Here is a 26,652-nt window from a genome sequence, read left to right on the forward strand (position 1 = left end):
TCAATTTCTTGAGAAATTTCAATGCCGCCTGCTTGTTTCGGCGTTTGGTGACGATTGCTTCCAGCACTTCACCCTCATGGTCTATGGCCCGCCAGAGGTAGTGCCTCTTACCATTCACTTTCACAAAAACCTCGTCCACGTGCCACTGCCATTTGGAGAATGCGCGCAGTTGCTGGACTCGCTGTTGCCTGATCTCGGAGGCAAACATCGGGCCGAACCTGTTCCACCAATATTGGACTGTTTCGTGACTCACCTCAATTCCGCGTTCGTGCAATAGGTCTTCCACGTTTCGAAGCGACAATGGGAACCGAACGTACAACATCACTGCCAGACGAATGACCTCGGGACTGGTTTTAAAGAATTTGAAACAGGCAGGTCTGGTCATGGGCAAAAGCTACGCAACCGCCCTGCCCGCCTCAACCCAAGTTCTTCTGACAAGACCTGCCCCCGGATTGGAGACATTCGTGGCCAAGGGTTGATGTTGGCAATTGAATTGGTGAGGGATCGGCAACGAAAGAGCCCGAACTCGCGCCTGAGATGCGCCGCATCTATCAGGAGCTCTACGATGATGGCGTTTTGGTACGGATCAACGCAATCAACATCATTCTTTCACCGCCGCTTATCCTGACAACGCAACAGGCCGATCAGATTCTGGGCAGCTTGCGTTCAGTGCGACTGCGCGATCAGTAAAAAATCTGCTCATCCAAAAACGTAATAAGGGCGACCTACAATAGGTCGCCCTTATTGGTTTCATTTTCCCGTTATCACTCGCGGATCGTCAACGCCGGGTTATGGGCAAAGAAGTTGAACGGCATGATGTGAACCGTCTTCCACTCGGTCGACATGACCGGCCAGTCTTCCATTCGAGGGATGTGGTGGAAACCCGCGGTGAACCAGGACACGATATCCTGACCCATCAGCGGCTTGTCCTCTTTGACCCACTCCGCCAGCGTGTCCGAACCGTCGCTTTGCATCGCGTATTTACCTCCTGCATAGCGCTGTTCCTGGTCATAGACAGTCGTCCACGAGGAATACTCAATATAGGCGTTGCGCTTGAACGGAGGGTCGTTTTCGAAGTCGAACGGACCGTAAGCGATCGAGCCGTGGTGGATCATCCAGCCCGGCGTATGGCCCAGATACCCTTCTGCCTGCGGGTTCGAGATATGGACGTGACGAGGCTTGGATGCACTGAAGCGATAGCGTGCGTCCAGCTCACTGTCGGGCATCACGTGCTGCCATGTCCACATCGACTTGCGCGGGCTGTCCGCAGGTACTTCGGCCGGGATGATTTCCATCAAACCCATGTGGTTGACCGGCTGGTCGATGTCAAAGTCGATACGGAAGTTGAAATAATGATCATGGTTGGCCGCAACCAGATGCGGTGCAATCAATGTGCCGTACTTCGTTTCTTCCGCAGCCGTCGGGTCGTCCATCGAAGTCGACACTACGCCCTTGATCGCATCCAGACCGGTTGCGCCGATCTTGATGAACATCTGACCGTCCTGCTTGAAGCGGTAGTCGATCAGGTAATCGTAGTTGCCGACCTCCGACGCAGTGCGCACAACCAGTTCTGTTTCCGAGCGACCTTCTGCCGGAACGAAGTTGTCGGGCGTCTGAGCAAAAATCTCAAAATGGCGCCAGGCCGGATCGCCGATGTTACGCTCGAAAATGCAGACCGCATCCGGGATTTCCAGCGGCATACCCGCATCGTCTGCGATTACAGCGGGCAGGAAAGTTGCATATTCAGGGCAGTCAACACCCGCGCGCAGCGGGGTCAGGAACAGACCGAACCCGTATTCGCCACTGTCCATATAGGTCCGCCAGTACCAACCGTCGGTCGGATCCATGTATGGCACGAACACTTCAGACAGGTGGGTTTGATAGATGACCGAACGCCAGTTGCCCTGGTCGTTAACATCAATGTTCGAAACAACCAGACCGGCACGCTTTTCCGCACGTAGGTTCATGCGCCAGATGTCCCATTCCAAATGGCCGCCGTCCAGCGTGTAGTTCGGACCACCTTCCTGTGTCAGCAAAACCTTGTTGGTTTCGGGACGCAGCTCGGCACGTTCTGCTACCTCTTCAACCGTGTAACCCCAAGGATCCTCGGGCAGCGGGATAGCACCTTTGTCGATGACCTCAATGACTTCTTGCTTGCCAATGTCATAGACCGCAAACAATCCTTCGATCGGTTTTGCATAGAAGTTTGAACCGGCCGGGTTCTGATAGCACGGCACTTTCATCAGGCGCGTGCCTTCAAAATCAGGGGTGAAGAAGTTACCCGCGGTCAAAGGTAAGCAAAAGGCGTCTTCATTTGTTAGCCCGCGCGCTTCCAGCCCTGCAATCATGTCGGGATGGCCAAGAGCACCTTCCAGCGCGCCGATGAATTCGGCGAACAAAACCATCGGCTGACCCGAGCCTTCGATGGCAAAGTTCTCTTCGACCGTGCCTTGCGTAATGTTTACGATCGCCTCACTAAAACCTTGGTCAGTGGTGTAGTGCACCATTGCTTTACGATCCAGTGCGTCGCCTTCCTTCCAAGCCAGAACCTCAGCTTTTGATGGCTCGTGCAGGTCGATCAAAGGGAACAACGTCTCGTCCGTGACGGTACCGCTCTCCTTCAGGATCGTATTGATTTGTTGGAGTTCATCGGGCGTCAACCCGTCCAATGGATGCGCAAGGGCCCCGCCGGCGAAAACGGCCCCCAATGCTGTCGTGGCAAGGATATTCCTAAATTTCATGTTTCCTCTCCTGTTCACGTGTTTCAGCTGAATACGACTTGAATGTCAGTGTATTCCGCTAGACCTTCGTCGGCGAATTCGACGCCAACCCCAGATGATTTGACCCCGCCAAACGGGGCGTTGGGTTGAATGGCGCCATGTTTGTTGATCCAGACCGATCCGCATTCCAGGCGGCTGGCAATGGCCTTGGCGGCGTCGATATCGGACGACCAGACCGAGCCGCCCAGCCCATTTGGGCTGTCATTGGCTGCGGTAATCGCGTCTTCCACATCCGAATATTTGATGATTGGCAGCGCCGGGCCAAACTGTTCTTCATCGACCAGCGGATCGCCATTTTTTAGCCCTGCTATAATCGTGGGAGGGAAGAACAACCCGTCGCCCGGCGCGCCACCCAGCAGTACCTGGCCGCGTTCTTTTGCGTCGGCAACCAGGCGGCTGACTTTGTCAAACTGCATCTTGTTCTGAACCGGGCCCAAGATTGCGCTGTCATCCATCCCATCGCCCACCGGGATACTTCGCGCAAAGGCGACAAGCTCTTCACAAACTTCATCATGGATGCTTTCGTGGATATAGAGGCGCTTCATCGCAGCGCAGGTCTGGCCATTGTTGATGAAACCGCCCCAGAACAGACCTTCGGCAATCGCTTGCGGGTCCGCGTCGGGCAGAACGATACCCGCATCGTTGCCGCCCAGTTCCAGCGTCAGGCGTTTCATGGTTTCCGCTGCCGAGGCCATAACCTTCTGCCCCGTCGCACAGGAGCCGGTAAAGACGATCTTGCGGATATCGGGATGAGCTGACATGGCCCCGCCGATATTGTCACCCTTGTCATCGCTGGTGATCACGTTCACGACGCCCGCAGGCAGTACTTCGTTCATGATCTGAACAAGGCGCAGCGTTGAAAGCGGTGTCAGTGGCGAGGGTTTGACGACAACGGTATTGCCGGTACGCAACGCTGGCATGATGTGCCAGATCGCAATCATCACCGGGAAATTCCAAGGCGTGATCGAACCCACAACGCCCAGTGGCTTGCGGTGCAATTCAACGCGGCCTTCGTTGTTGTCCTGCAGCACTTTCATTGGCAGGGACAGCCCAGCAGTATATCCTGCCCAGGCCCCTGCCCCGCCCATTTCCCAGCGCGACCCGAGGCCATTCAGCGGCTTTCCCTGCTCAGCTGTGATGATCTGTGCAAGCTCCTCGGAATGTTCTCCAATCTTCTGCGCAACAGCCTCGCATGCGGCTTGCAGTTCTTCGTCCGATTTGGCTGACCAACTTTGGAAAGCAGCTTTCGCAGCTGCAACAGCAGTGTCCAGATCGGCGCTTGTTGCGTTGGGCGCACGCCCTGCAACTTCACCGGTTGACGGGTTCAATACGTCAAAGCTGGCGGCGGTAGATACCGGTTGACCCCCGATAGTCAGATCGTATTCGATCACGGCTTGTCCTCCCTAAATCGCGATGCCCGTGCGCGAACGCAACAAGGCTGGGGAGAATTATTATCCGACCGGTCGGTCGAGTCTTGGGGTTTTGCGCCAAATATTATGGTTTAGGACGACATATTCTTCCGCACCGCTCCCGGTGAGACACCAAATCGTTCCCGAAAGACCTTGTAGAAATGCGACAGGTCGTTGAAACCGGAATCGTAAGCAACTGCAGCGATCGTGTCGCGCCCTACGTCAGAGTTCACCTCTTTTAGCCGGGCTTTCGCTGTTTCAAGCCGCACGGACATAAGGCGTTTGCTGGCGGTTTCCCCAATAGTTCCGAAATGACGCTGAAGTGTCCGGGGGGAAACCTGCAACGCGTCGGCCAAAGCCTGAGGCCCAAATGCAGGGTCTGTCGCGTTCCGTTCAATCAGTTGAAGAGCGCGCGAGAGGACCGCGTTTGCTTCTCGCCCGCGTTGGTCTTCCTGATGGCTGACACAGCGGAAATACGCACCTAACAAGCTCAGAAAGGCTTCGCCCAATTGCGGGGCTACAGCGGCTTCCTCGGTAAATATCTTGGCCAACACGGCACGCATGGCGAAAAACAGGGGGTCGTTACGGTCTACTGCGATACCACCGGTGCAAATCTCACCGAATCTATGGACCATCTCGTCACGTGGTAAATGGATCGAGACCTGACGCGAGTTTATCCCGTCATAAACAAACTCGGACCGTTTCGCGCTGTCGACCAGATACATGTCGCCCGGGCCTAGCAAAACCGATGTATCATTTTGGTGGATGCGGCAGTTTCCCTTGTCCTGGATGAGCAGAAACAAGTGCTCACCGGGATCTTTTCGGATCATACGCTCGTCCCGAAAAACCCTTTGAGCGTCAAGCGATACGATTGCCGTCTCAAAACGTGAGACCGGCAAAGTGGAGATATCCCCGTCAATGCGTCCACGCGTGGCAATACCGGACTCGACAGCAAACTGCCCACAGATCTTTTCCAGATCCCTAGAAAACCCCTCTACAGATCGTGAACGTAAATTCGTCCGCACAAGCGGTTTAAAATATGCGCTGTCTGGCTGTGGCTTCATGGGTGTCGTGCTTGCTGTGACAGAATTAGCTTAAAGAGTATCCGTGATGTGAGTTTTCAGCAAAGCGTTTTGTATTCTGTAAGCTCGGCGGGTTTAGCGGAATCAGCCCAATTGATGGCAATATCGCCTCTGATTTCATTGTGCGTTGCAGGGCATGTAGGGAGCATAACCAAGATTAGGATATCATGATGCCCAACCTTCTATGCCTCGACCTGCTGGCCTGTGTGGCCTACTTCATCGCAATGGCCACAGCTCATTTCTTTGGAATCAAGCTGCCTATTCTGTTCGTCTACTATGACACGCCTTTCTATGCGTATCAGGACAAGATCATCTCGTTCGCCGTGATCAGCTATGTCGGCCTGTTCTACGCCGCTTCTCGCGATATAAAGGTGGGGCCGATAGCATTGGCTGTTCTGTTTGCCACTGTTCTGGGTCTGACCTCTGTCAACATGTCCGAGGCTCTGGCATCGGTCTTGACCGAAGGTCAGACAACTTGGCCGTACTGGCCACATCCAGCACGAGTTTACGCCCAGCTATTCGTTCAATCATATGCAAGGTCAGATCGGTCCATGCCATTACACCGCCTGCTGTCACAATGCTTCCCAAGTCTACCAAGAGACGGTCCGTATCGATTATTGCGCTTGGATGGGTCCGATGGAACACGGCCGAGTGACGCCAATGCGTGGTTACGCGCCGACCATCAAGCAATCCGGTCTCTGCCAGCAGGAAAGCCCCAGAGCAAACTGACGCCAAAACGGTACCGGGTCGGTGAAGCTCTACTAGTCGATCCTGCCACCCACTCGGGAGTTTGGGTGGGTCTGAAGACAATGCAGGGGGAAAGACGATAACCCCAGGTCGGCCAATTGGTTGCGGCGCGATCTCAGTTGTGAACAGCGAGGATCGAAGATTTTCGGCCTGTGTATTCGCATAATCCAACAGGTCTTTCATTCCCCATTGAGCGGATTTCTGAGCCCCCGGATAGTCGACAATCTGAAATGCTACCGAATGGCCCATTGTGATTAATCGCCAGGCCCAAGTCCGACAATGCCTAGCCCTACGTTACTATTTTTTTCCTGTCATCTAAAAAACTTGGGCCTCTCCTCAGATTAGAGGACAGGCCCAAATTCAGTCCAATAAAATGATCTACAAAGGCGTTTTCAATCCCAAAGTCTTCAGCGTGTCATCCATCGTCTGGCTCCAGCGCTCCCTCAGGGAACTGTTTTTATTCCGCCGCAGACCAAGCGATTTTAACAACTCGAACCGTTTCGGATCGTCGCCCCCGAAAGACACCGCGACGCGAGGCCACCAATAGTCGACCGAGACCTGCATATGCTTAGCTTCGCCTCGTTCGATCAACTTAATTGCGCCTTCCATCGCCAATTCGCCATGATGAGCTTCGATCGGTGCGATTGAGCGGAACACTTCGGCCAGAGGTTGGTAGGAAATCGTAGAATACTCAGCCAGTTGTTCGGCGACGGCGCGGCTCATGAGCAGATTCATGATCACGGCGTCCGTCCAACCCGAGAATGGATAGTTGAACACAGCCAAGCGCATATCATGTTCGGAACGCGTTGCTCCGATATCTGCATCCCGGCTTAACCGGGCCGTCCACGGATGATGATTGACGTAACGTTCCGTGTCGGCTCCGAACTCTCCCATAATGCTAAGAACACGATTTGCATGATCCGTTTTTTCAAGCACGATCTTAGCGGCAGCAATGCGTTCTTTAATTCCCGGCCCGAGGTTTATTACGTCAGCGAAACCGGCAGCGCCTGCCAGTTCACTGTCCACAAAGGTTGCCATCAGTTTCAGCAGCTCCGCGCGATAGCGCGGTGGAACATTTGAAGGGTTGGTCAGCACGCCGCCTGCGGCAAGATAGCTGTCGAGAGTCATAGTGTCGGTCATGTCTACCTCTCCTTTACTGATCGAAATCCACGACCACTCGGTCTGTTACGGGATAGGCTTGGCAGCTCAGCACATAACCCTTCGCAACCTCGTAGTCCTCAAGCGCGTGGTTCGCGAGCATCTCAACCTCTCCTTCCAGCACCTTGCAGCGACAGGTCGAACATACACCGGCTTTGCACGCGTATGGGGCGTCCATCGCGTTTTCCAAAGCTGCGTCAAGAATGGACAGGTCCTTGGGAACGGTCAGGGTCTGGGTAGAACCGTCCAGCGTAATGGACGCGCTAGTCTGATTGTCCGTCCGGTCGGCATCCGCCGAACTTGCTTTGCGCTTGGCGCGACCCGGCTGCGCGCTGGCAAAAAGTTCGAATTTAATCTGGCTGTCGTCTAGCCCGTGTTCGCGCAGGGCAGCCGCAATACCCAGCATCATTGGTTCGGGACCACAAATGAACGCCGTATCGACGTTTTCGATGTCGACCCAGTGCTTGAACAACTCGGCGCATTTTTCTTGCGTCACCAATCCGGTGAACAGGTCGATTTCCTGGGAATCCGTCTCGAGAATATGGATCACGTTGAGGCGACCCATGTAGAGGTTCTTGAGGTCCTCCAGTTCTTCGCGGAACATGATCGTGTTGATACCCTTGTTGGCATAGATCAGCGTAAACCGCGATTGGGGTTCACGTGAGAGCGTTGTTTTGAGGATCGACAGAACGGGTGTAACGCCCGACCCTCCGGCAAAACCGAGATATTGCTTTTCGGCATTCGCATCGATCGGAGCATGAAAACTGCCCATCGGCGGCATGGCCTGCACTATGTCCCCGACATTTAGCTCTGTGTTGGCCCAGCCAGAGAACGCCCCGCCATCGACACGCTTGATACCAACCTGCAATACGCCGTCGTCTTTGCCTGCGCAGATCGAGTAGGACCGGCGCAGTTCTTCGCCTTCAAATTCGCGGCGGAACGTCAGGTATTGACCCGCGGTGAAGTCAAACTCTTCCGCTGCGCCGTTTACAGGCTCCAGCGTCAAAACCACCGCATCACGGATCGTTGTGTGGATATCGGTGACCTTCAGGTCGTGGAAACGTGCCATCCGGTGCTCCTCCTTAGATGCACTTGAAATAATCAAAAGGTTCCAGACAGTCGGTGCAGCGCCAGTGCGCCTTGCATGGGGTCGAGCCAAACTGGCTGACCTTCTCAACCGCCTTGCTGCCACAATGCGGGCAACGTTCCGGGCCGCCCGCCGGTTGCGGCGGCGCGATGCCATATTCTTCAAGCCGTGCGCGGCCCTTGTCGCTGAGCCAATCGGTAGTCCAGGTGGGCGAGATGGTGGTTTCGATCCGCAGATCCTCAATCCCGTGATCCCGCAACGCTGTTTCGATGTCCATGCTGATGACGGACGTCGCCGGACAGCCGGAATAGGTTGGTGTAACCTTCACCTTCAGCGTTCCGGCATCCCAGCGTACATCTCGCACAATACCAAGATCGACCACTGAAATGACGGGTATTTCAGGGTCGGGAACGGCATCCAGCCATTCCCAAATCTGGTCTGTCGGCACCTGATCCATGTCAGCTTACCAGCTTGCGCCGGGATAGGCGCGTTGCAGCCATTGCATCTGAGTCAGCAAGTGCCCCAGATGTTCAGTATGCATCTGCCCGGTGCGCCCGCCCTTATGCGCGAAATCGCTTTCCGGGATTGCGAGTGTCGCGTCTGCCAAAACCCGCTGGACCAAAGCGTCAAACTCAGCGCGCAAATCGGCGGGATTGGGCGCTATGCCAGCCGATGCCATCTCGGCATCCACCTCGTCACCGACGAACATCTCACCAACGTAAGGCCACAGATAGTCCAGTGCCGCTTGCATCCGGTCGTGGCTTTCAGCCGTTCCGTCGCCCAATCCGACAACCGTGTCACTTGAGCGTTCCAGATGATAGGCAACCTCTTTACTGGCTTTGGCTGCAATTGCTGCAACACGTTCGTCTGACGATTTGATCAGACGCCCCAGCATGATCGAATGCCACGCATCAAACAGGAACTGGCGCATCAGGGTCCGGCCGAAGTCTTCATTCGGAACTTCGACCATCAGAACGTTGCGGAAATCCCAGGCATCGCGCAGGAACGCCAGGTCATCAGCGCTCTTATTGCCGTCGATCTCGCCGGCAAGACCCAACCACATCTGGGTCTGGCCGATAAGATCCAGCGCGGTATTGGCCAGTGCAATATCTTCTTCAAGCACGGGCGCATGGCCGCACCACTCGCTCACGCGGTGACCAAGGATGAGTGTGTTGTCACCCATTCTTAGCAGAAACTGCAGGAAAGCTTCGTCGCGGGTCATTACATCGCCCCCACTTCTTCTGGGATGTCGAAAAATGTCGGGTGACGATACACCTTGCTTTCGCTGGGTTCATAAAGCGGGCCTTTGTCACTGGGGGACGAGGCCGAGATATTGTTCGCTTCGACCACCCAGATCGAGACGCCTTCATTGCGGCGCGTATAGACGTCGCGGGCGTTCTTAATCGCCATTTCCGCATCCGGAGCGTGCAGCGAGCCAACATGGCGGTGGCTCATACCGTGCTGACCGCGGATAAAGATTTCCCACAGGGGCCATTCGTTTTTCATCGGGTTTCCTCCTCAGGTCAGGCTTATTCAGCGGCCACTTGACCAGCGCGTTTCTTCTTTGCGTGGGCCAGCAAACCATCACGCACCCATTGTCCATCGTCCCAGGCTTTGTTTCGCACGGCCAGGCGGTCTGTATTGCAAGGCCCGTTGCCTTTGATGACATCAAAGAACTCGGACCAGTCCGGTTCCGAGAAGTCGTAGTGGCCGCGTTCTTCGTTCCATTTCAGGTCCGGATCAGGGACGGTCAGCCCAAGGAATTCAGCCTGCGGCACCGTCTGATCGACGAATTTCTGACGAAGTTCGTCATTGGTATTCATCTTGATTTTCCAGGCCATGGATTGGGTCGAATGCACCGAGTCCTTGTCAGAGGGCCCGAACATCATCAGCGACGGGTACCAAAAGCGATTCAAGGCATCCTGCGCCATCTTCTTCTGCTGGGGCTTCCCTTCGGCCATCTTACGAATGGCATCGTACCCCTGACGCTGATGAAAGCTTTCTTCCTTGCAAATCCGGATCATGGCACGTGAGTAGGGCCCGTAGGATGTACGCTGTAGCGGCACCTGGTTCATGATCGCGGCACCGTCTACCAACCAGCCGACCGCGCCGATATCGGCCCAGTTCAGTGTGGGATAGTTGAAGATCGACGAGTATTTCATCCGACCGTCCAGCAGCATCTCAGTCAACTCGTCCCGGCTGACGCCCAGAGTTTCCGCCGCGCAATAAAGGTAAAGCCCGTGTCCGGCCTCATCTTGCACCTTGGCCAGCAGGATCGCCTTGCGTTCCAATGTGGGCGCGCGCGTGATCCAGTTGCCCTCAGGCAGTTGACCAACAATCTCAGAATGGGCGTGCTGACCAATTTGGCGGATCAGGGTTTTGCGATACCCTTGCGGCATCCAGTCCTTCGGCTCGATCTTGATGTCCGCGTCAATCTTTGCCTGGAATTCGGCTAGCTTTTCAGGATCATCGTTTGTGGCCTCAGACTTAACCATTTGTGCGTACATCGTATTTCCTCCTGTCGGATGGGATCAGATTTTGAATACGTGGCTTAAAACCCGCATGTTTCCTTTGAATGCAGTACCACCAAGGTCCTTTGCCAAACGCTGTAAAACGTCAGCAAATCCATAGCTGGGAATAGCGGCCTCGACTTGGGCGACTTGATCGCGCGACAGACCTTTGCGCACCTTGCCCCCTGTCGCATCTATCCAGTCACCTTTTCTGCAGGCGTTGACTACGTCGGCATGCGGCCCGCGGTAGGGTGTAACCTTGTGGTGCCAATGAATGGCGTTGCGGAGCAACTCTGGATCCAATCCCCAACCATTTTCGGCGTTGTCCCGAAGCGCCAGCTCTTCGGAGGGCTCCAGGTAAGCAAGGTCGTGTTTGGTCCACAGTCCGATATCGTGATAGACGAAGGCCGTCTCGACCAACGCACGATGCGTGTCATCGCCGCCGAGGAAATGCATGGCGTAGGTAACCACGCGATAAACATGGCCTCGATAGGCCTTGTAGTCTTCTCCGAGAACATCTTGATACGGCTCGAACAGCCGCTCGACCCGTTCGCTGTGGTCGATTATGTGGATCGCCTCAGTCAAAACAGTTCTCTCCCTATCAAACCCGTTCCAGGATCAAGGCTGCGCCCTGGCCGACACCCACACACATCGTGCATAGCGCGTACCGCCCTCCTGTTCGGCGCAGTTGATAGGCGGCGGTCAACACCAGCCGTGCTCCGGACATGCCCAACGGGTGCCCTATGGCAATGGCACCGCCATTCGGGTTCACATGCGGCGCGTCGTCAGCCAGGCCCAATTCGCGAAGTGTTGCCAGCCCTTGAGACGCAAAGGCTTCGTTCAACTCTACCACATCCATCTGATCGATGGTCAGTCCGGCACGTGCCAAAACCTTGCGGCTGGCCGGAACAGGGCCAATACCCATGATGCGCGGCGCGACTCCGGCAACGGACATGCCCACAACCCGTGCAATGGGAGTAAGTCCGTTATTTGCAGCAGCCGCCTCATTGGCCATCAATATGGCTGCGGCGCCGTCGTTGACACCGGATGCATTGCCCGCCGTAACCGTTTTGTCCGGGCCATTCACACCCTTGAGGCCCGACAGCTTTTCAGCCGTTGTTCCCGGGCGGGGATGCTCGTCAGTATCGACCACTATCGGGTCACCCTTGCGCTGCGGGACCGAGACCGGAGTGATTTCATCCGCGAACAGCCCAGCCTCATGCGCGGCTGCCCATCGGGCCTGACTGCGCACAGCAAAACTGTCCTGATCCGCTCGGCTGATGCCATAGTCGCCGGCAACGTTGTCTGCGGTTTGCGGCATCGAGTCGACGCCATAATCCTGCTTCATTTTCGGGTTCACAAAGCGCCAGCCAATGGTCGTGTCGTAAACCGCATTGCTACGCGTAAAGGCAGATGTCGCCTTGGGCATCACAAAGGGTGCGCGGGACATACTTTCGACCCCACCTGCGATAGCCAGATCATAGTCACCCGCTTTGATACCTCGGGCAGCCATTCCAACTGCATCCATGCCGCTGGCGCACAGGCGGTTAATGGTGGTTCCCGGTACTTCAATCGGCAATCCGGCCAACAATGCCGCCATCCGCGCCACGTTCCGGTTGCTTTCACCGGCCTGGTTGGCGTCGCCATAGATTACATCATCCACGCTGGACCAATCGACTTGCGGGTTGCGCTCTTTCAGGGCAGCCAGCGGGATGGCCGCCAGATCATCCGTGCGAACCGACGACAACGCACCACCATACCGACCAATCGGAGTGCGCGTCGCGTCGCAAATGAATGCATCCATCAGTGAATTCTCCTGTACGTTCGCGTCCATTTATAGACCGTATGGTCGGTTTATAATGTTTTCACCGATTCGAGGCAAGTATCATGTTACCAAAAATTGACCTTTCATACCTACTTCGTAACATATAAATAGTAAGCTTGCCGAGAAAACCAAACCTGCGTTCTTCGCAGTGTCAGAAAGGAATTTGGACCAAACCCTAAGTAGTCAGCTCTGCTTCCAGAATTGCGAGTAGCGGTCGAGGCAACCTGTCCAAAAGCTTGGAAACTGCCTCGCGGCAGGCGGGACCTTTCCAGTCACTTGGTAGAAAACCTGCCGGCAAGACCGGGTGTCGCAGAATGATGCGGCGCCAATTGTGGACAATGAGAACACGCAGCGCCGCCGTTTTCATCGGATCATCCACGCCGGTCGGCGGCAACAATTCGTCGATGGCCTGGACTGATTTCCAAAAATCATCATACGCGGCTTTCAGCGGCTCCGGCCCCAACAACTCACGTAGCCAATCGGGCACCGAAATCGCGTTGATCTCAAAACCAAGCAATTCTTCCAGATCGCCTGGCATCGGCCCTGCTGCCATCGCTGTAGACGGGTTCACTGAAATATATTCCCCGGTCAGCAACTGATCTGCCAATTCCTTTCGGGATGGTTCCGAGTTGCTTGAAATCAGTACATGCCAGATGTCTGGCTTGGACGTTTCGCGAGCATAAATGCGCGGCGCAGCAGCTGCGCTTTGATTTCGACCATATTCTGTAAGCCGATGGACGCTCGCGCGCCCGACACGAGTACTTTCGATCCATCCCTCTTTGCGCAATCGGTGCAAAGCCACTCGGGTCGCTTCTGCCTTGATGCCAACAAGGCTCGTCAACGCAGTAATCAATGATCCGCTTATTTGATCCGATTTGCTTTGCGCCAGATCGCCAAAGATCGTGACAAGCACCGACCACACCCGCAGCGACCCCTCGGAGGTCAAATGACCAATACAACATTCGAACCAGTCTGAAGAAGCGTCTTTCATGATCGCAGTATAGGCGGGCCGGATCGGATTACCATCCGGCCCGGCACGTTCAGTAGGCTACCATTGTCAGCAGCTCGTATTCTGCAACAAGGTCATCATCCTGTTGTGTCATCGTGACGTGCCAGCGAACCTCGCCATACTGATCGTTGCGTTTGGTCTTTGACTTGACGGTCAGGCGAACCTTGATGCTGTCCCCTGCCACAACCGGCTTCATGAAGCGCAGCCCGTCCAGACCCGTATTGGCCAGAACCGGCCCCTCGTTCGGTTCGACGAACAATCCGGCAGCGAAGGACAACAGCAGGTATCCATGCGCGACACGGCCCGGGAAGAACGGGTTGCGTTTCGCGGCGGCCTCATCCGTGTGCGCATAGAACGTATCGCCAGTGAATTCCGCAAAGTGTTCGATGTCTTCGATCGTTACGGTCCGCGGCTCCGTGTGAATTGTCTCACCGATGGCCAGATCGTGGTAGCGACGCGTGAAGGGGTGAGCCGGACCTTCGATCTCTGTCGCGCCCGTGACCCATTTCGACCCAATCGCGGTCAACAGATCGGGCGATCCTTGAATGGCCGTGCGCTGCATATAGTGTATTACGCCCCGCACGCCGCCCATTTCCTCTCCACCACCTGCGCGGCCCGGACCGCCGTGGACCATATGCGGCAAGGGCGAGCCGTGGCCCGTGGACTCTTTCATAGAGTCGCGGTTGTTGAAATAAAGCCGCCCGTGATACGCCCCGGCACCCATGGCGAATTTGCGCGCTACATCAGGGTCGTGGGTAATAACCGAAGCGACCAGAGACCCCTGCCCCTTGTTCGCCAGCTCAATTGCGTGGTCAGTGTCGCGGTACCCCATGATCGTGCTGACCGGGCCGAAGGCTTCGGTGTCATGAACACGCTTTGCTGCATCCGGCTTGGCGCAATGGAACAGCATCGGTGGCAGGAAAGCCCCCTTTTCAGCATCCGCTCCTTGCACGGCAAAGTCGTCCGGATTGCCAAATACGCGTTCCGCCTCTTGGCCGATGATCGCTGCCTTTTCCAAAACATCCTGTTTCTGGCCATTCGAGACCAGGGCGCCCATGCGTGTGGTTTCAAGTTTCGGGTCGCCGATAACTGTTTTTGCCAGTCGCGCAGAAAGTGCTTCGATCACGGCCTGCACATGAGGCTCGGGCGCAATTATCCGGCGGACTGCGGTACATTTCTGACCTGCTTTTGTGGTCATCTCGCGCTGAACTTCTTTGATGAACAGGTCAAATTCCGGCGTCCCCGGTTCGGCGTCACTGCCCAGCACCGAACAATTCAGACTGTCCTGTTCTGCCACGAAACGAACGGAGTTCTCCAGAATGACAGGGTTAGAACGTAGTTTCAGCGCAGTATCGGCCGAGCCGGTGAAGCTGACCACGTCCTGCACGGTCAGGCGATCCAACATGTCACCCAGACCACCCGACACAAGCTGCAGCGCTCCGACAGGCAAAATACCTGACTCCAGCATCAGCCGGACGCACAGTTCGGTCACGTAGCAGGAATTCGTCGCCGGTTTGACGATGGCTGGAACACCAGCCAGCAATGTCGGAGCCAGCTTTTCCAACATACCCCAAACCGGAAAGTTGAATGCGTTGATATGAACTGCCACACCCTGCAGCGGCGTGCAGATGTGTTGACCGACAAACGTACCATTACGCGACAGCTGTTCGACATCACCATCCAGATACACGTGACCGTCGGGCATTTCGCGGCGACCTTTCGATGCAAACACGAACATCGTACCGATCCCACCATCGATATCGATCAGATGATCCGACTGCGTCGCCCCCGTGTTGAAAGACAGGTCATACATGACCTGCTTGTGCTGCCCCAAGTGCACCGACAATGCTTTGAGCATCTTGGCGCGCTCGTGAAAGGTCATCTGACGCAACGCCGGACCACCAACGTTGCGCGCATAGTCCAACATGCTCTGCGCATCCAACCCATTGTTGCCTGCGGTCGCGATCACCTCACCGGTCACAGCACTGGCAATGTTGCGGGCCCCCTCGCCCGGCGCGATCCACTCACCGGCCGCGAAACTTGAAATCTGTTGGATCGTCATGAGTCTCTCCTCAGTCCTGAGATGATCTACGCGGCCCTATGCGCGCGGTTATGGCAGTTATAATATTTACCGTACGGTCGGTCAATAAAAAGACCGATTCATTTTCTTGTTGAGTCACGTCAAACCTGTGCGGGTAACGCAGCGAAGCCGCGAAAGCGAATCCGCCCCCCGCGTTTTGCGCCATCTGCAATCTGATAGTTTGGAAAGCGATTCAGAAACCGGCTGACCGCTATCTTGCCCTCCATCCGAGCAAGAGTCAGACCGACGCAGGTGTGCGGGCCACCGGCAAATGCGTGGTGCTTGTTGGGTCGGCGGTCCAGAAGCATGTCGTCTGGCCGGTCAAACTGCCTTGGGTCGCGGTTGGCGGCACCAATGCACAGATGAACATCCGTGCCCGCCGGAATAGTGTGCCCGTGCAGTGTTACATCTTCGGTGGTCAGGCGATTACCAAACTGGTTCGGGCTTTCCAGACGTAAGAACTCGTCCACCGCCGTGGCAATTTGGTCGGGCCTGTTCAGCAATTCGGCCCGTTTGTCTGGATGCCGATCCAGCAAGTCCAGCGCATTGCCAATCAGGTTTGTCGTGGTCTCGTGCCCTGCGTTCAGAATGAAGATGCAATTCTGGTACAGCTCAACCTCAGTCAGGCCGCCGTCCGGGTCGTCTTGCATCAACCGTGTCAGGACGTCCGTTTCCGGATTGCCGGGGTTAGCTCTTCGATCATCGACGATTTGCCCCAAGAAGGCCTTGAACTCCAAGACTGCGCGATTGCCCCACTCTTCCTGCTCAGGTGTCAATTGCGGCTCCAGGGCGCCAAGAATGGCCAAAGACCAGTCCCGCAACGGTCCGCGTTCGGATCTGGGAATGCCCAACAGGTTGCCGATGACTTCGATCGGGATCGCCCCGGCAAAATCCTCGATCAACTCGACCGTGCCCTTGGCCTGCATTTGTTCCAGCAAGTCATCGACAAGCTGGATCAAACCGGGCTCCATCTGGGCCAAGGCACGAGGGTTCATCGCCCCGACCATCACCTTTCGAACTCGCGTATGCAGAGGCGGGTCGTTGAACACCAGACTGGTGGTGTGGTGTTCATACAGCGGGCTATCGACACCGTATTTGGGACCAAACACCGGTTTTTTGTCCGAGATAAACCGGGCCGTATCTCGATAGACTAGGTCCAGATCCTCGTACCGCGACAGAATCACCGAGCCGTCAGACTGAGGGCAAACCGGTATATCCTCGCGTAGTGCCGCATAAGCTGGATAGGGATTCTCGTGAAACCCGTCAGGAAGCGCAGTCAGTGAGAACATCAGTGACCCATCGCCCCCATATGCTCGGGCAGAACCAGCACCAACCACGGCACCAAAACGATCAGGGCCAGACGGAAGATGTCGGCAATCCAAAATGGAGTAACACCCTTGAAGATCGTTGCCGTCGAAACATCCCCCACCACACCTTTCAGAATGAACACGTTCAAACCGACCGGCGGGGTGATCAGACTGATTTCCGTCACGACAACAACCACGATACCAAACCAGATCGGGTCATAGCCCATTGACGTCACCAGAGGGAAAAAGATCGGCACGGTCAGCAAAAGCATCGACAACGATTCAAACACGCAACCCAGGATGATGTAGATACCCAGGATCATCAGGATCACCACGAAAGGCTCCACGTCATAGGCCGTGACCAATCCGATCAGCGCCTCAGGCAGGCCAGCGAGGTTGATGAAGTTCGAAAAGATCTGAGCGCCAATCAGAACCGAGAACAAGGCCGCGGCAGTATATGTCGTCTCTTTCAGCACCTCGAAGGTCGAACTCAGAGTCAATCCACCGCGCGACAGGGCGATCAGAAAAGCTCCCATAGCGCCCATGCCAGCTGCTTCCGTCGGGCTGAACGTCAGATTCAGCGGGTGGAAGTCAAACGCACCATAAAGCCCGCCGATAACCAGAAAGAACAACAGCAACACCGCCCAGACTGAACGCAGCGCTGTCAATTTTTCGCCCCAACCGTGTTTCTCACCAGAAGGTCCAGATTCCGGGTTGCGCCAGACGGTCCAACGAACTGCAAACAGGTACAGAAGGATGCCAAGCACACCGGGAATGATACCGGCGACAAACAGCTTGCCGATGGATGTTTCGGTCAGCAAACCGTAGATAACAAGGATCACAGACGGAGGGATCAGAATACCCAGCGTACCACCTGCCGCAATCGACGCGGTCGACAACTCATCCGAATACTGGTAGCGGCGCATTTCCGGCATTGCGACCTTGGACATCGTTGCCGCCGTCGCCAAAGACGAGCCGCAAATGGCCGAAAACCCACCACAGGCGGCAACCGTAGCCATCGCGATCCCGCCTTTGAAATGCCCCAGAAAAGCATTCGATACGGCGTAAAGTTCGCGCGCAAGCCCGCCCTTGTTCACGAACAATCCCATCAAGATAAACAGCGGAATAACCGAAAGGCCGTAATCTTGTGCGGTGTCAGTGATCTGGCGACCTACCATTGACATCGCCGCCTTCAGGCCGCGTTCCGAGAGAATGCTGCCCCCGCGTTCATATGCAAAACCCAGCGTCCCGACGAGGCCCATTGCGAATACAATCGGCAAGCGCAGGAGTACGAGAATAAGAACAAGGGCAAAACCGATCAGCGCAGCGGTCATTGAGTGTGCTCCGACAAAGTATGGGGGGCAACGATGTGCAGAATGCCGGTTGTGATCATCGCAACAGCAGTGATGGCAGTAGATGCGGCAATGAACCAGCCGACGTAGAAAACGGGGATCGCCAGATACTCGGTCACATCACCATAGTCTCGCGCCCGCTCGGCCAGAACCCAAACCCTTTGAATTGGCCAGAAGAGAATGATGCCTGAGGTCAGATAGACAATTGCATCCCGTACACGGCTCAGACGGAAGCGCGAAAACAATCCGTCCGTCAGGTCAACTGCAATTTGGCCGTTGCCGGCAGAGATCATCGGAAGAACCGAGAAAACTAGGATCGCCATCAGAATGCGTGTCAGCTCCGTCGCCGCCTCGATCGGTGCGTTGAACACGGATCGCAGGACAACGTCGCAGAACGTCATAACCATGAGGATAAAGAGCGCCACACACGCGATCAGCGTAGGAAATACACTGATGCGGCGCGCGAATGTTACGAGAGATTGCATGTTAGGTACCCGTCGGGTCGAAACGGTTGGCGGTTAGACACCGCCAACCAGGTGACGTTATTGCGCAACCATTTCGGTTACGATCATGTCATATGCGGCCTGAGCGTCGACGCCAGTTCCGTTGACCTCGTCAATGACCTTGGCGCGAACATCAACTGCGATCGCATTGAACTTTTCTAGGTCTTCGGCAGACGCTTCGTTGATCGCGTTGCCCTCGGTGCCCTCGGTCGCTTCACGGCCGATCGCATCAATCTCATCCCAGATTTTTCCGATTTCGCGGCTCAATGGTTCTCCGAAGACATTTTCGTCCAGCGCCTGCTGCAGTTCGACAGGCAGATCTGCAAATGTGTCCTCATTCATGATGAACGCGAAGGATCCGCGATACAGGCCACCGGGAACTTCGTAGACGTTCTGGGCCACTTCAGTCAGCTTGAACCCCTTGCGCGATTCAAATGGCATCACAACACCATCCGCTGCCTTCGAAGCCAGCGTTTCGTACACTTTCGGCGCGGGTACCTGGATACCGGTTGCACCAAGCGCCGTTCCGACATCACCGCCCACACCGCCGGGGATACGAACCTTTAGGCCAGACACTTCGTCCAGCGTGGTCACAGGGCTGCTGGAATGCAATTGTGCCGGTCCGTGCGTATGTAGCGCGATCACTTTGACTCCGCGATGTTCATCGGCAGCTTTCAAGTGCTTGTCATAGGCACGCCAATAGGCAACCGACGCTGCCTCGGCCGAACCCTCATATCCGGGCAGTTCAATCATCTTGGTGGTGACGAAGCGACCAGGCTGGTAGCCATGGAAAATGATTGAGGCATCCGCCGCGCCATCCATGATCAGGTCCATCTGCGCCGGCGGCGGTGCAATGCCCAGTTTCAGCTCGGCGGTGACTTGCCCGTCTGTGGCTTCCTCTACCATCTCGACGAACTTGGGCCACATCTTGGCGTTGATGCCGTGGGTTGGCGGCGCCCAGCTGGAAATGGTCAGCGTGTAGTCAGCGGCAAAAACCGCAGAACCTGTCAAAGCCAGTGTCGCACCAGCCAGAAAAGAAGTGAGTTTTGTAAACTTAGCCATTGGATCCTCCCTGATTACGGCAATTTTAGTTCAAAGCCCGCGAAGCAGACCGAAAAGCGGTAGGTTAATCGAGGGCTTCAAAAGTCTTCTCGCGCAACGCTCCAAGAGCCGGGGCTTTCGGACGCCACAATATCCATCTTCGCGCGGGACGCCGGCACACCGATTTCATCTCGGTAGTTCATCGGTCCACCGCGCCAACGCGGGAAACCATAGCCATGGATTTGAACCATATCGACCGCTTCAGAGTTTTCGGCGACGCCTTCCTCGATGATCAGAGCACCCTCATTAGCTAATACGGCCAGTAGGCGAGACGATATCTCCTCGGCCGAAAAGGCCCGGCGGGCAATACCCTGCGCGGAAGAATAGCCCTCGATCAAAGCGTCAACCTCGGGGTCTCGGATCGGCTTGCGATTTCCCTCTTCGTACCGGTACCAGCCTTTGCCAGCGCGCTGTCCGAACCGCTCCTTCTCACACAGTTGGTCCGCGATGGTGACATAACGTTCGTTTGGGTCACGCGTGGCAGCATTGCGTTTTCGGTTTGCCCAAGCGATCTGCAGCCCGGTCAGATCCTGCAACTCATACGGCCCCATGGGCATTCCAAAGTCTCGCATCGCCTGATCAATCTGATAGGGCAACGCCCCGTCGGCCAGCAGATAATCAGCCTCGCGTCGATAGGCGGCCAGCATTCGGTTACCAATGAACCCGTCACAAATGCCTGACAAGACCGAAACCTTGCGCAGCTTTTTCCCCAGCGCAAATCCCGTTGCCACCACTTCGGGTGCCGTATGGGTTGTGTGCACAATCTCTAGCAATTTCATGACATGGGCCGGGCTGAAGAAATGCAGCCCGATGCACCGCGCTTGATTTTCGATGCCCGAGAAGATTTCAATCGGGTCCAGGTAAGACGTGTTGGTGGCAAGTATTGCGTTGGCATCCATGTTCTGTGCCAATTCGGCAAAGACCTGCTGTTTTACCGATAAGTCCTCAAACACCGCTTCGACGGCCAATTCCGCGTCCGCTGCCTCGGCATAGCCGTCGACGGAGCGAAATCTAGACAGGCAATTCTGGAATTGTGTCTCGGTCATCTTTCCGCGTTTGACGGCGCCATTCAACAAGCCCTCAACTCGGTCGCGAGCCCCTGATGCGGCCTCAGGATCCCGCTCGATCAGCGTGACCGATAGCCCACCGTTTAAAGCTGCGGTTGCGATCCCGGCACCCATCAAGCCGCCGCCAACAACCGCGATGCGGCTAATGTCGCGCGCTTTGGCATCTTTGATCAACATGGGCTTGGACACGCCTCGTTCCGCAAAGAACGCGTGACGGAGAGCGCGGCTTTCCGCGCTTTGGCGAAGCGCCAAATGACGCGCGCGCTCCATTGGCTGCGCTTCGGAAAAAAGCATTTTCGCCCAGCTTAGCGCTGTCAAGCTTTCCAGCGGTGATTGCTGTCCTTTGGCGCGTTTTTTCAGCGATTCCCGAGAAGTATCGATCAAATCAGGTGCGAAATCAGAGACAGTGCGTTGACTGACGGGCACAGGGCGGTCCGGTAGTTCGGCCACAAATCTATTAACCGCATCTTCAAGGTTGTCAGCCACCAAATCCACAGCACCAAGATGCAACATATCCTCAGCCTTCAGCACCTTGCCCGTGCAAGCCAGGTCAATCGCCGCCTCCATCCCCACAAGGCGCGGCAGACGTTGCGTGCCACCCGCACCGGGGATCAATCCAACATTGACTTCTGGCAGTCCAAATCCCGTGCCCGGTGCCGCTATCCGCCATGCGCACGCCATGGCAACTTCGAACCCGCCACCCAGAACATTACCGTGCATACACGCGACGAAGGGAACCTCACTTTCTTCGATCATCTGAACAACGTCGGGCAAATGCGGTTCGACCGGCGGCTTGTCGAATTCGGACATGTCGCCGCCCGCGATAAAGGTCCTTCCAGCGCATCGCAGCACCGCCACACGCGCACCTTTGACCGCAACTACGGCATCCGTAAGCCCCTGCCTTACACCACTCGAAGTCGCGTTAACGGGCGGATTATCAACGGTGACCCAAGCAACATCGCCTTTGAGTTCAACATTCACAAGTGACGTGTGAGACATGGATGTGCCCTTCAAGCGTTCCAGATTCGAGACGTGTTTATATATTGACCAACCGTTCGGTTAATGCAATGATAAAGTTGAAACCGCAGCTGGCAGGACAGTCATGAGCGATACGATTCTTGTAGAAGATCACGGGAACTGGGTTGAGATTACCCTGAATCGTCCCGACAAGCTGAACTCCTTCAATGATGAGATGCATAACGCGCTACAGGACGCGTTGAAATCCGCCAGAGATAGCGGCGTGCGCGCCATCCTTTTAACGGGTGCCGGGCGCGGCTTTTGCGCCGGACAGGATCTTGGCGACCGTGACCCATCGAAAATGGACAGCCCGCCTGACCTGAGCAAAACCGTGCGGACCTTTTATGCGCCTTTGGTACGATTGATCCGATCGCTGAACTTCCCGGTTATTTGCGCGGTCAATGGAGTCGCCGCCGGGGCCGGGGCCAACCTCGCACTGGCATGCGACATGGTGTTGGCCGGTGAAAGTGCCAGGTTCATTCAGAGTTTCGCCAAGGTCGGTCTGATCCCTGATACTGGCGGCAGTTGGCACCTGCCCCGCCTGTTGGGAGAGGCCAGAGCCAAAGGATTAGCGCTTACGGCACAACCTTTGCCAGCAAAACAAGCAGAAGACTGGGGCCTGATCTGGAAAGCCCTGCCCGATGAGCAGTTGATGACCGAAGCCCGCGCATTGGCGAACCAATTTGCCAATGGTCCGACCGTTGGGCTGGGCAAAACCAAGCAGTGCATCCAAACCGCTGCGACCACCGCCCTTTCTGATCACCTAGAAATCGAGGCGGACGCTATGAAAATCTGCGGGGAAAGCGCGGATTATGCTGAAGGCGTATCCAGCTTTCTTAAAAAACGCGCGCCAAATTTTCAGGGCAAATGACAATGACCCCGAAAGAGCGCGCCGCCAAATCTGCCGCTGCGATGTGGGCGAATGATCAGGCCAGCAAATGGTTCGGCATGGAATTTGTCGAAGTCGACGAAGGCCGCGCCGTTCTGGCACTGACCGTCGCGGCTCATCACTGCAACGGGCATGGCATTTGTCACGGCGGCGTCACCCACGCTCTTGCAGACAGCGCGTTTGCCTTTGCCTGCAACAGTCGCAACGTGGCAACTGTCGGCCAACATACAATGATGAGCTATCTAGCGCCCGGGCGATTGGGTGACCGCCTGACTGCTGTTGCCACAGAAACCGTCGTTGCAGGTCGTAGCGGTGTCTATGACGTACGCATAACCAATCAAGATGACGGCATTGTCGCCGAATTCCGGGGTATGTCCCGCGCGATCGGTGGTCAGAATTTTGACGAATAGAAATACGCTGGAGGAGCAACGCAATGGACGACCTGTCCCCCAACAAAGCTGAATTGGACCCGATCGAAATCGCCTCGATTGACGAAATCCGAGCGACACAGCTTGAACGCCTCAAATGGTCGGTTCGACATGCCTATGAAAACGTGGCGATGTACAAGCAGCGCTTTGATGAGGCTGGTGTCCATCCGGATGATTTACAACAGCTTTCGGATCTCTCGAAGTTCCCGTTCACGTACAAAAACGATCTGCGCGACAACTACCCCTTCGGCCTTTTCGCGGTGCCACGCAGTGAGTTGATCCGATTGCATGCGTCATCTGGCACGACAGGCAAACCAACTGTGGTGGGCTATACCAAGGGTGATATCGACAACTGGGCAGATCTTGGCGCGCGATCGCTGCGTGCAGCCGGTTTGCGTAAAGGCGATATGGTGCATAACGCCTATGGCTATGGCCTGTTCACCGGTGGTCTGGGCGCACATTACGGGATCGAGCGCTTGGGTGCGACCGTTGTACCAATGAGCGGCGGGCAAACTGAAAAGCAAGTTGGCTTAATTACCGATTTCCAGCCCGACGGGATCATGGTGACCCCGTCGTACATGCTAAACATCCTTGAACAGTTTCACAAATCCGGGCTCGACCCCAAGAAAAGCTCTCTCAAGGTCGGTGTTTTCGGCGCAGAACCCTGGACAGACGCGATGCGCGCAGAAGTCGAAGCCGCGTTCGATATGCACGCGGTCGATATCTATGGCCTGTCCGAAATCATGGGCCCCGGAGTCGCGAGCGAGTGCGTCGAAACAAAGGATGGTCCCGTGATCTGGGAGGATCACTTCCTACCAGAGATCATTGATCCGACCACGGGTGAAGTTCTGCCAGACGGCGAAACCGGCGAGCTAGTGTTCACCACTTTGACCAAAGAAGGTTTGCCAATGATCCGCTATCGCACGCGCGATCTGACCTGCCTGTTGCCTGGAACCGCGCGTTCGATGCGTCGGATGGCAAAGATTACCGGCCGCAGCGACGATATGATGATCTTGCGTGGCGTTAACGTCTTCCCGAGCCAGATCGAAGAGCAAGTCATGGCAACGGGCGGTCTGGCCCCCTACTATCAGATCGAACTGTACAAATCCGGCCGAATGGACGCGATGCGGGTGTTTGTCGAAGCGTCAGCAGACTCGACCGACGAAATGTCCAGAACGGCTGCGGCCCGAATGCTAACCAAGCGCATCAAGGACATTGTTGGCGTTTCTACAGAAATTGTTGTAGGTGATCCAGGCGACGTCGAACGCTCTCAGGGCAAGGCGAAGCGCATCATCGACAACCGCGACAAGGAATAAGCCGTGGCCCGGACAATCGCCAAAGACCACGACCAGAAGCGGGAACAGATTCTCAAAAGAGCCGCGAAAATCTTTGCCGATCAGGGGTTTGATCGCGCCTCGATGACCCTGTTGGCAAAAGAGTGCGGGATCTCCAAGGCGAACATATACCACTATTACGACAGTAAGGATGCCATCTTGTATGACATCCTTGAGACCTATCTTCGTGATCTGCGCGACCGCATTTGCAACGTTGATTTCGACGGGCTTGAACCTGAAGAGAAACTGCGAAAAGCCGTACGCGAAATCCTGTACGCCTATCAGGGTGCCGATGACGAGCACCGGGTTCAGATCAGCGGTATGAACGCCCTCGCCGACGACCAGCAAAAAAAACTGCGCGAGTACCAGCGCGATATGGTCAACTTCATTAACAATATCCTGCGGGAGTTGTCTCCAGAAACATTGGGTGATGACAAGGCCAAGTTGCGCGGAGCCACAATGTCAGTCTTCGGGATGCTGAACTGGTATTACATGTGGAACACAGGAGCCGGAACCAAGGCGCGTGAAAGCTACGCTGATCTGGTCTGCACGCTGACGGTCCACGGCATTCGAAAGCTGTAGGCGGCAAGCACACTTCTTTCGCTGAACAGTTTATCATTGGTTTCCACGGTGAGGCCTAGTTCTAGACGACTGCCATATCGATTGAGGAGACAATCAGATGCCGGGTAATCCGACACTAGAAATGACTGTTTTGATGACCCCCGACATGGCGAATTTCAGTGGGAAAGTACATGGTGGGGCGCTTCTTAACCTTCTGGATCGCATCGCTTTTTCCTGCGCATCGCGGTTTTCGGGCTTGTATTGTGTTACGTTGAGTGTTGATCAGGTCACCTTTCAAGAGCCGGTGCGTGTCGGGCAATTGGTGACGTTTAAGGCCAATGTAAATGACACCGGCCGAACTTCTATGGAGGTTGGAATTCGGGTCGAGGCGGAAAACATCCGCAGTGGGATGCGTCGTCACACGAACTCTTGCTACTTTACCATGGTTGCCGTGGATGATGACGGCAACCCTGCACCGGTGCCGACACTCGAACCGGAAACAGAACAAGGCAAGCGCAGACAGCAAGCCGCAAGGCTACGCCGATCCTTGCGTCGAGAGTTCGCGGAACGGTTCGAAGCAGCGTCAGCAGGCGGGTCAGAGGGCTAGAGGCATGGGTGGTTTTTATGCATTCGACGGTGTCGTTCCTGTTGCTTCTCCGTCGGCATTTGTGCATCCGGATGCCGTTGTAATTGGGGACGTAATCATTGGAGAGGGCTGCTATGTTGGTCCGGCGGCCGTACTGCGCGGTGACTTTGGGCGAATTGTCATCGGAGAAGGCGCCAATATTCAAGAGACCTGCGTATTACACAGCTTCCCAGGGCGGGACGCCGTTGTTGAACGGTTCGGTCATGTCGGCCACGGCGCTGTTCTGCACGGATGCCATCTGGAAGAGAACGTTCTGATTGGAATGAACAGCGTCATCATGGACGAGGTGCGGATCGGGCAGTCGTGCATTGTTGGCGCGCTCAGCTTTGTAAAAGCAAAATCCATCTTTGAACCTAAGCAGATGATCGCGGGTTCTCCAGCGCGGGTCTTGCGCTCATTGACCGAGTCCGAAATCGACTGGAAGACCCGCGGGACTGGTATTTATCAGGAGCTCGCGCGCAGAGCAGCAGATGAAGTTATCGCCGTAGATCCCTTGCGCGCCGTGGAACCAGGCCGGCGACGTGTACGCGTTCCCGAATTTGACCCGCTGGTCTTGGACAGGTTGGCAAACCAGCAGAATGATTGAGCTATGACGTAAGTCGTGGACCAAACATCTGCTTGTCTAAAGTGAGAGCGATCAGCGAAGGGTGCTGTCAGACGGATGCTGCCAGACGAATTCGAACCAGTCTCAGTTTACCGCCAAATCCGCGAACTTATCCGGAACAAAGTTGACGCCACTCGGTAAGAGCGGCGGTGCGCG

At 55.7% G+C, this 26,652-nt stretch carries 27 protein-coding genes; 7 read left to right on the top strand and 20 right to left on the bottom strand.

What is annotated here, in order from left to right; genetic code table 11:
• A partial coding sequence (locus tag GOW98_RS22760; protein WP_170336400.1) for an IS6 family transposase occupies positions 1-385 on the bottom strand: 385 nt, incomplete at its 3' end.
• Between the two features lie 152 nt (positions 386-537).
• Here GOW98_RS22760 and GOW98_RS22765 point away from each other — a divergent pair.
• Positions 538-690 (top strand): hypothetical protein, encoded by a 153-nt coding sequence (locus GOW98_RS22765; RefSeq protein WP_170336402.1) that lies wholly within the window; start codon positions 538-540, stop codon positions 688-690.
• A gap of 74 nt (positions 691-764) precedes the next feature.
• On the opposite strand, the gene GOW98_RS22770 is transcribed toward GOW98_RS22765, so the two are convergent.
• The 19 genes from GOW98_RS22770 to GOW98_RS22860 form a co-directional block, all read right to left on the bottom strand.
• Complete coding sequence (locus GOW98_RS22770; RefSeq protein ID WP_170336404.1) at positions 765-2,741, bottom strand: tyramine oxidase; 1,977 nt, start codon at positions 2,739-2,741, stop codon at positions 765-767.
• Between the two features lie 23 nt (positions 2,742-2,764).
• A complete protein-coding gene (locus GOW98_RS22775; protein ID WP_367646889.1) occupies positions 2,765-4,171 on the bottom strand; it encodes an aldehyde dehydrogenase family protein in 1,407 nt (468 codons plus the stop codon).
• A 110-nt stretch (positions 4,172-4,281) separates the two neighbouring features.
• Positions 4,282-5,253 (bottom strand): helix-turn-helix domain-containing protein, encoded by a 972-nt coding sequence (locus GOW98_RS22780; protein WP_170336406.1) that lies wholly within the window; start codon positions 5,251-5,253, stop codon positions 4,282-4,284.
• 444 nt (positions 5,254-5,697) lie between these two features.
• The gene (locus tag GOW98_RS26395; protein ID WP_170336408.1) at positions 5,698-6,267 is read right to left on the bottom strand and encodes a DJ-1/PfpI family protein; all 570 of its coding nucleotides are present in this window, start codon (positions 6,265-6,267) and stop codon (positions 5,698-5,700) included.
• Between the two features lie 129 nt (positions 6,268-6,396).
• Positions 6,397-7,158 (bottom strand): Phenylacetic acid catabolic protein, encoded by a 762-nt coding sequence (locus GOW98_RS22790; RefSeq protein ID WP_170336410.1) that lies wholly within the window; start codon positions 7,156-7,158, stop codon positions 6,397-6,399.
• Between the two features lie 13 nt (positions 7,159-7,171).
• Positions 7,172-8,245, bottom strand: a complete 1,074-nt coding sequence (locus GOW98_RS22795) for a 2Fe-2S iron-sulfur cluster-binding protein (RefSeq protein WP_170336412.1) — start codon at positions 8,243-8,245, stop codon at positions 7,172-7,174.
• A gap of 13 nt (positions 8,246-8,258) precedes the next feature.
• Positions 8,259-8,720, bottom strand: coding sequence for a 1,2-phenylacetyl-CoA epoxidase subunit PaaD (gene paaD / locus GOW98_RS22800; RefSeq protein WP_170336415.1), 462 nt, complete (start codon positions 8,718-8,720; stop codon positions 8,259-8,261).
• 6 nt (positions 8,721-8,726) lie between these two features.
• Positions 8,727-9,485, bottom strand: a complete 759-nt coding sequence (gene paaC / locus GOW98_RS22805) for a 1,2-phenylacetyl-CoA epoxidase subunit PaaC (protein ID WP_170336418.1) — start codon at positions 9,483-9,485, stop codon at positions 8,727-8,729.
• The gene (gene paaB / locus GOW98_RS22810) at positions 9,485-9,769 is read right to left on the bottom strand and encodes a 1,2-phenylacetyl-CoA epoxidase subunit PaaB (protein WP_170336421.1); all 285 of its coding nucleotides are present in this window, start codon (positions 9,767-9,769) and stop codon (positions 9,485-9,487) included. Before paaB ends, paaC begins: the two co-directional genes overlap by 1 nt.
• A 23-nt stretch (positions 9,770-9,792) precedes the next feature.
• Positions 9,793-10,770: a 1,2-phenylacetyl-CoA epoxidase subunit PaaA gene (gene paaA, locus GOW98_RS22815; RefSeq protein ID WP_170336423.1), complete on the bottom strand. Its 978-nt coding sequence runs from the start codon at positions 10,768-10,770 to the stop codon at positions 9,793-9,795.
• A 24-nt stretch (positions 10,771-10,794) separates the two neighbouring features.
• Positions 10,795-11,358, bottom strand: coding sequence for a hypothetical protein (locus GOW98_RS22820; protein ID WP_217359707.1), 564 nt, complete (start codon positions 11,356-11,358; stop codon positions 10,795-10,797).
• 16 nt (positions 11,359-11,374) lie between these two features.
• The gene (gene pcaF, locus GOW98_RS22825; RefSeq protein WP_170336426.1) at positions 11,375-12,577 is read right to left on the bottom strand and encodes a 3-oxoadipyl-CoA thiolase; all 1,203 of its coding nucleotides are present in this window, start codon (positions 12,575-12,577) and stop codon (positions 11,375-11,377) included.
• 196 nt (positions 12,578-12,773) lie between these two features.
• Positions 12,774-13,589 (bottom strand): PaaX family transcriptional regulator C-terminal domain-containing protein, encoded by an 816-nt coding sequence (locus tag GOW98_RS22830; protein WP_170336428.1) that lies wholly within the window; start codon positions 13,587-13,589, stop codon positions 12,774-12,776.
• Between the two features lie 49 nt (positions 13,590-13,638).
• Complete coding sequence (gene paaZ, locus GOW98_RS22835) at positions 13,639-15,669, bottom strand: phenylacetic acid degradation bifunctional protein PaaZ (RefSeq protein ID WP_170336430.1); 2,031 nt, start codon at positions 15,667-15,669, stop codon at positions 13,639-13,641.
• A gap of 119 nt (positions 15,670-15,788) precedes the next feature.
• Positions 15,789-16,976, bottom strand: coding sequence for a cytochrome P450 (locus GOW98_RS22840; protein ID WP_170336432.1), 1,188 nt, complete (start codon positions 16,974-16,976; stop codon positions 15,789-15,791).
• A complete protein-coding gene (locus GOW98_RS22845; RefSeq protein WP_170336434.1) occupies positions 16,976-18,328 on the bottom strand; it encodes a TRAP transporter large permease in 1,353 nt (450 codons plus the stop codon). Before GOW98_RS22845 ends, GOW98_RS22840 begins: the two co-directional genes overlap by 1 nt.
• Entirely contained in the window at positions 18,325-18,831 is a 507-nt protein-coding gene (locus tag GOW98_RS22850; RefSeq protein WP_170336436.1) for a TRAP transporter small permease, read from the bottom strand. Before GOW98_RS22850 ends, GOW98_RS22845 begins: the two co-directional genes overlap by 4 nt.
• 57 nt (positions 18,832-18,888) lie before the next feature.
• Entirely contained in the window at positions 18,889-19,911 is a 1,023-nt protein-coding gene (locus GOW98_RS22855; RefSeq protein ID WP_170336438.1) for a TRAP transporter substrate-binding protein, read from the bottom strand.
• A 77-nt stretch (positions 19,912-19,988) separates the two neighbouring features.
• Positions 19,989-22,016, bottom strand: a complete 2,028-nt coding sequence (locus GOW98_RS22860; protein ID WP_170336440.1) for an FAD-dependent oxidoreductase — start codon at positions 22,014-22,016, stop codon at positions 19,989-19,991.
• A 103-nt stretch (positions 22,017-22,119) separates the two neighbouring features.
• Here GOW98_RS22860 and paaG point away from each other — a divergent pair, with 103 nt between their 5' ends.
• The 6 genes from paaG to GOW98_RS22890 all read left to right on the top strand — a co-directional run bounded on the left by paaG (position 22,120) and on the right by GOW98_RS22890 (position 26,478).
• Positions 22,120-22,905, top strand: coding sequence for a 2-(1,2-epoxy-1,2-dihydrophenyl)acetyl-CoA isomerase PaaG (gene paaG, locus GOW98_RS22865; RefSeq protein ID WP_170336442.1), 786 nt, complete (start codon positions 22,120-22,122; stop codon positions 22,903-22,905).
• 2 nt (positions 22,906-22,907) lie between these two features.
• Positions 22,908-23,333 (top strand): hydroxyphenylacetyl-CoA thioesterase PaaI, encoded by a 426-nt coding sequence (gene paaI, locus GOW98_RS22870; RefSeq protein ID WP_170336444.1) that lies wholly within the window; start codon positions 22,908-22,910, stop codon positions 23,331-23,333.
• A 23-nt stretch (positions 23,334-23,356) separates the two neighbouring features.
• Positions 23,357-24,667, top strand: a complete 1,311-nt coding sequence (paaK, locus tag GOW98_RS22875) for a phenylacetate--CoA ligase PaaK (protein ID WP_170336446.1) — start codon at positions 23,357-23,359, stop codon at positions 24,665-24,667.
• Between the two features lie 3 nt (positions 24,668-24,670).
• Complete coding sequence (locus GOW98_RS22880; protein ID WP_170336448.1) at positions 24,671-25,267, top strand: TetR/AcrR family transcriptional regulator; 597 nt, start codon at positions 24,671-24,673, stop codon at positions 25,265-25,267.
• Between the two features lie 97 nt (positions 25,268-25,364).
• Entirely contained in the window at positions 25,365-25,853 is a 489-nt protein-coding gene (locus GOW98_RS22885; RefSeq protein WP_170336450.1) for an acyl-CoA thioesterase, read from the top strand.
• Positions 25,854-25,857: 4 nt separating this feature from the next.
• Positions 25,858-26,478 carry a transferase hexapeptide repeat family protein gene (locus tag GOW98_RS22890; protein WP_170336452.1) on the top strand — a complete coding sequence of 207 codons (621 nt, stop codon included), beginning with the start codon at positions 25,858-25,860 and terminating at the stop codon, positions 26,476-26,478.
• The last annotated feature ends 174 nt before the right edge of the window (positions 26,479-26,652 follow it).

It is taken from the genome of Ruegeria arenilitoris (assembly GCF_013032445.1).
GTDB classification, from domain to species: Bacteria; Pseudomonadota; Alphaproteobacteria; order Rhodobacterales; family Rhodobacteraceae; genus Ruegeria; species Ruegeria arenilitoris_F.